Origin of the sequence: Rhizobium mongolense USDA 1844 (genome assembly GCF_000419765.1) — a bacterium.
Taxonomy (GTDB): Bacteria; Pseudomonadota; Alphaproteobacteria; order Rhizobiales; family Rhizobiaceae; genus Rhizobium; species Rhizobium mongolense.
On record NZ_ATTQ01000095.1, the window covers coordinates 1 to 1,109 of the forward strand.

General features: G+C 60.5%; 1 protein-coding gene. It reads right to left on the reverse strand.

The window, feature by feature from the left end; genetic code table 11:
• Nucleotides 1-1,109, reverse strand: a 1,109-nt coding sequence (gene groL, locus A3C3_RS0137295) for a chaperonin GroEL (protein ID WP_022719520.1), incomplete at both ends; no start/stop codon positions are given.

The window sequence follows — 1,109 nt, forward strand, 5'->3', positions numbered from 1 at the left end:
CCGCCCGGGACGATACCTTCCTGAACAGCAGCGCGCGTCGCATTGAGGGCGTCGTCGATGCGGTCCTTCTTTTCCTTCACTTCGACTTCCGTCGANCCGCCGACGCGGATGACGGCAACGCCGCCTGCGAGCTTGGCAAGGCGTTCCTGCAGCTTCTCGCGGTCGTAGTCGGAGGTGGTTTCTTCGATNTGCGCCTTGATCTGCGCAACGCGGCCTTCGATGTCGGACTTGGCGCCGGCGCCGTCGACGATTGTAGTGTTTTCCTTGGAGATCGAAACCTTCTTGGTGCGGCCGAGCATGTCGAGGGTGACGGACTCGAGCTTGATGCCGAGGTCTTCGGAGATGACCGTACCACCGGTCAGGATCGCGATGTCTTCGAGCATGGCCTTGCGGCGATCGCCGAAGCCCGGAGCCTTGACGGCAGCAATCTTCAGCCCGCCGCGCAGCTTGTTGACGACGAGGGTAGCAAGCGCTTCGCCTTCGACATCTTCAGCGATGATCAGCAGCGGCTTGCCGGTCTGAACGACAGCTTCGAGAACCGGAAGCATTGCCTGCAGGTTCGAGAGCTTCTTTTCGTGCAGCAGGATGAAGGCGTCTTCGAGGTCGGCAATCATCTTTTCCGGGTTGGTGACGAAGTAGGGGCTGAGGTAGCCGCGGTCGAACTGCATGCCTTCGACGACTTCGAGTTCGGTTTCGGCGGTCTTGGCTTCTTCGACGGTGATAACACCTTCGTTGCCGACCTTCTGCATGGCTTCGGCAATGTCGAGACCGACCTGCTTTTCGCCGTTGGCGGAGATCGTGCCGACCTGGGCAATCTCTTCAGAGGTGTTGATCTTCTTGGCCTTGGCCTGGAGATCCTTGACGACTTCGGCAACAGCGAGGTCGATGCCGCGCTTCAGGTCCATCGGGTTCATGCCGGCCGCAACTGCCTTGCCGCCTTCGCGAACGATCGCCTGGGCGAGAACCGTTGCAGTCGTGGTGCCGTCGCCGGCAACGTCGCTAGTCTTCGAAGCAACTTCGCGGACCATCTGGGCGCCCATGTTTTCGAACTTGTCTTCCAGTTCGATTTCCTTGGCGACCGAAACGCCGTCCTTGGTGATGCGCGGCGC